Source organism: Mycolicibacter longobardus (assembly GCF_002102265.1).
GTDB lineage: Bacteria > Actinomycetota > Actinomycetes > Mycobacteriales > Mycobacteriaceae > Mycobacterium > Mycobacterium longobardum.
Genome location: NZ_LQPG01000001.1, coordinates 1 through 4,154 on the forward strand (window position 1 = coordinate 1; position 4,154 = coordinate 4,154).

The 4,154-nt window shown below is 70.2% G+C and carries 2 protein-coding genes and 1 pseudogene; 2 read left to right on the forward strand and 1 reads right to left on the reverse strand.

Annotated elements, in window-relative coordinates:
* Positions 1–1,812, forward strand: a pseudogene (locus AWC16_RS25440) (PE family protein); the annotation flags it as partial.
* 79 nt (positions 1,813–1,891) lie between these two features.
* Here the strand turns inward: AWC16_RS25440 and AWC16_RS00010 are convergent.
* A complete protein-coding gene (locus AWC16_RS00010; RefSeq protein ID WP_085262791.1) occupies positions 1,892–3,049 on the reverse strand; it encodes an acyl-CoA dehydrogenase family protein in 1,158 nt (385 codons plus the stop codon).
* A 27-nt stretch (positions 3,050–3,076) separates the two neighbouring features.
* On the opposite strand from AWC16_RS00010, the gene AWC16_RS00015 reads away from it, so the two are divergent.
* The gene (locus AWC16_RS00015; RefSeq protein WP_085262792.1) at positions 3,077–4,054 is read left to right on the forward strand and encodes a MaoC family dehydratase; all 978 of its coding nucleotides are present in this window, start codon (positions 3,077–3,079) and stop codon (positions 4,052–4,054) included.
* Positions 4,055–4,154 lie beyond the last annotated feature (100 nt).

Here is a 4,154-nt window from a genome sequence, read left to right on the forward strand (position 1 = left end):
GGCGGGCATGCCGGTGGTATCGGCAATGGTGGTGACGGCGGTGCCGGTGGCTTCGGTGCCGACGGTGGCAACGGTGGCCATGGTGGCGAGATGTGGGGCAACGGCGGTGATGGTGGCGCCGGCGGTGCCGGCACGGAGTTCCTGGCCGGTGGTAACGGCGGTATCGGTGGTTCGTCGGGTCAGGCCCAGGACTTCTTCGGTATGGGCGCGTGGGGCAACGGCGGTAACGGCGGGGCCGGCGGCGCCGGCTGGAACGGCACCCACGGCACCAACGGCACCGGTTCGGGTGGCAACGGCGGCAACGGTGTCGCCGGCGGCCTCGCCGGTAACGGCGGTGCGGGCGGTGACGGTTCGTCGTTCGTCGGTATCGGCGGCAACGGCGGCGTCGGTGGCGTCGGCGGTGCCGGTGGCAACGGCGGTGACGGTGCAGCCGGTGACGCCGGCACGTTTGCGGGCGGCGGCACCGGTGAGGGCGCTGTCGGCGGCAACGGTGGTGACGGTGCGCTCGGCGGCAAGGGCGGCGTCGGTGGTGCGGCCGGTATCGGCGGTTCGGCCAACGGCACGGTCGGTGTCGATGGTGACGGCGGTGTCGGCGGCAACGGCGGGCTCGGCGGAGACGGCGGCGTCGGCGCCAACGGCCTCGCGGTGAACGGCGTCGGCGCCAACGGCGCCAACGGTGGCGACGGCGGCGTGGGCGGTAACGGCGGAGCGGCCGCCGCCGGCGGTGCGGCCGGTGGTACCAGCGCCAACGCAGGTGCCGACGGCGTCGACGGCGACGGCGGTAACGGCGGAAACGGCGGCGACGCCTCTGCCGCGACCGACGGACGCGACGGTGTCAACGGATTCGCCTCCAACGACAGCCCTCCCGGCAGCCCCCCCGCAGTCACGGCCACCAGCGGCGGTAACGGTGCCGTCGGTGGTAACGGTGGGGCCGGCGGTAACGGCGGCGGCGTCGCCGGCAACGGTGGCAACGGCGGTGCCGGTGGTGCCGGATCCGACGGTGGCAACGGCGGTCACGGCAGTGCCTCGGTTCACGGCAACACCGATTCCGTCCACGGTCTGTACAACCCCCCGGGTGACGGTGGCTCTGGCGGCGCCGGCGGCAACGGTGGCGCGGCCGGTCTGGGCGCGGCCAACGGCAACGACGGTCTGATCGGCGACGGCGGTAACGGCGGTAACGGCGGCTACGGTGGCGACATCGCCGACGTGACCGGCCACGCCTCCGTTGAAGGCCCGGTTGGCTCCGGCGTCTTGGGCCCGCAGGGCTCGGCCGGCACCGGTGGTGCGGGCGGCGCCGGGGGTGCCGGCGCAACCGGCGGTAACGGTGGTAACGGCGGCAACGGCGGCAGCGACCCGCTCGCGGGCGGTGCACACGGCGGCAACGGCGGTGCCGGTGGTGCCGGTGGCGAGGGCCTGGCGAACGCGGACGGCTCCGGCGGTGTCGGTGGCGACGGCGGTGCCGGTGGCAACGGCGGCGAGGGCAGCAACATCCGCTGGGGTGACCCGGACTGGAACACCACCTCGAATGACTCCTCCTCGGGCCCGATCGACAACGTCCACGGTGGAGCCGGTGGGGACGGTGGTGCCGGCGGTACCGGTGCCAACACCGGCGGTAACGGCGGTGCCGGTGGTAACGGCGGCGATGTCATCACCCCGCACCTCGGTGACCCCCTCAACCCCAACGGCGGTGCCGGCGACACCCCGGGTACCGGCAGCACCGGTGGTGCGGCCGGTGGCGGTGGCGCCGCGGGCACCGGCCCCAACGCCGGTGACGCCGGAGACCCCGGCAACCCGGGCGTCGTCCTCCCGTAGTCCGGACAGCGCAAAGGAACACCCCGCACAACTGTGCGGGGTGTTTCCTTTGGTCCTGCGATCGGTGTGCGGCGGGCGGCTAGACCCCGCCGCGGGCCACCAGTTGTGCTGCGATCACGTTGCGCTGGATCTCGTTGGTGCCCTCACCGACGATCATCAGCGGCGCGTCCCGGAAGTAGCGTTCGACGTCGTACTCGCATGAGTAGCCGTAGCCGCCGTGGATACGCACCGCGTTCAGCGCGATCTCCATGGCCACCTCCGAGGCGAACAGCTTGGCCATGCCGGCCTCCATGTCGCAGCGTTGTCCGCTGTCGTAGCGCTGCGCTGCGTAGCGGGTGAGTTGGCGGGCGGCGGTCAGTTTGGTGGCCATGTCGGCCAGGTAGTTGCCGACGCTTTGATGCTTCCAGATCGGCTGGCCGAAACTCTCCCGTTGCTGGGCGTAGGAGAGTGCATCCTCCAGTGCGGCGGTCGCCACCCCCAGCGCCCGCGCCGCCACCTGAATGCGGCCGGTCTCCAGGCCCTTCATCATCTGAGCGAAGCCGTTGCCGGGGGTGCCGCCGAGTACCGCGGTTGCCGGCACCCGACAACCGTCGAAGTTCAGCTCACAGCTCTCCACCCCCTTGTAGCCCAGCTTGGGCAGGTCGCGCGAGATGGTCAGTCCGGCGATCGGGTTGTCCACCAGCAGCACCGAGATCCCGCTGTGGCGCGGGGTGGCTTTCGGATCGGTCTTGGCCAGCAGCGCGATCAGGCCCGAATAGCGGGCGTTGGAGATCCAGGTCTTGGAGCCGTTGATCACGAGGCCGTCCCCGGTAGGTAAGGCGGTGGTGGTCATGTTCTGCAGGTCGCTGCCGCCGCCGGGTTCGGTCAGTGCCATGGTGGCCCGCAGGGCACCGGTTGCCATCGCCGGCAGGTATCGCTGCTTCTGCTCGTCGGTGCCGAACAGCGTCAGCAGCTTGGCGACGACGGTATGCCCACCCATCGCCCCGGCCAGGCTCATCCAACCGCGCGCCAACTCTTGGGTGACAAGGACGTAGCACGGCATGGACACCGGCGTGCCCCCGTATTCCTCGGGGACGGCAAGACCGTAGATGCCGAGGTGTTTCATCTGTTCGATCCACGCCTCCGGGTAGGTGTTGGCGTGCTCGACATCGCGGACAGTCGGTTTGACCTCCCGGTCGATGAACTGGCGCACGGTGTCGATCAGGATCGACTCTTCTTCGGGCAGCGTGGAGCTCATCGGTTCACCGTATGCCAGGATTTTCAGATGACCGGTGGGCCCTACTTCGACGAAATGCGTGTCGGCCAGGTTTTCGACACCGCCCCGGCGATGACGCTGACGGTCGGTGTCGCGGCGATGCACCAGGCGATTCTCGGCGATCGAATGCGGTTGCCGCTGGACGCCGAGTTGTCCCGGGTGGTGACCGGTGCGACGACGCCGCTGGCCCATCCGGGCCTGGTGTGCGACGTCGCGATCGGACAATCAACGGTTGTGACGCGGCGGGTCAAGGCCAACCTGTTCTACCGCGGACTGGCCTTCTTCCGGTATCCGGTGATCGGTGACACCCTGTTCACCCGAACCGAAGTCGTTGGACTCAAGCAGAATTCGGCCAAGCCCGGGCGCGAGCCCACGGGCCTGGTGGCACTTCGGGTGACCACCATCGACCAAGTGGACCGGCTGGTGCTCGACTTCTACCGTTGCGCGATGCTGCCGCTGAGTCCGGGTGCGGCCGATACCGGGCACGCCGACGACCTGTCCGCTGTCGGTACCGGGCTCGCCGAGCCGGCGGATGTCACCGCCGACTGGGACGCCGGGGAGTACCGCCGTCAGGTGCCGGGGCCGCACTTCGACCAGACCGCGGGCGGCGCGGAAGGCACCGTGCTGACCAGCACTGGCGACGTGGTCACCTCCGCCCCCGAGTTGGCCCGACTGACTCTCAACGTCGCTGCCACCCATCATGATTCGCGAGTCGGCGGGCAGCGGTTGGTGTACGGCGGGCACACCATCGGGCTGGCGTTGGCGCAGGCGTGCCGACTGCTGCCGAATCTGGTCACCGTGCTGGGGTGGCAGTCCTGCGATCACACCGCCCCGGTCCACGAAGGCGACACCCTCTACAGCGAACTGCACGTCGAATCCGCCGTCGACAACGTGCTGGGGCTGCGGTCGGTGGTCTACGCCGTGGGCGGCACCGGCCAACCGGATCGCCAGGTGCTGGACTGGCGCTTCACCGCCTTGCAGTTCTGAGCGCCCCCCGCGCGCGAGTGTGCATTGCTCCTATGTCAAGCAGCGGCGGCGTGGGGTGTGTGGTGTCGTGACTTCTCGTCGGTGTGGAGGCGGTTGTAGA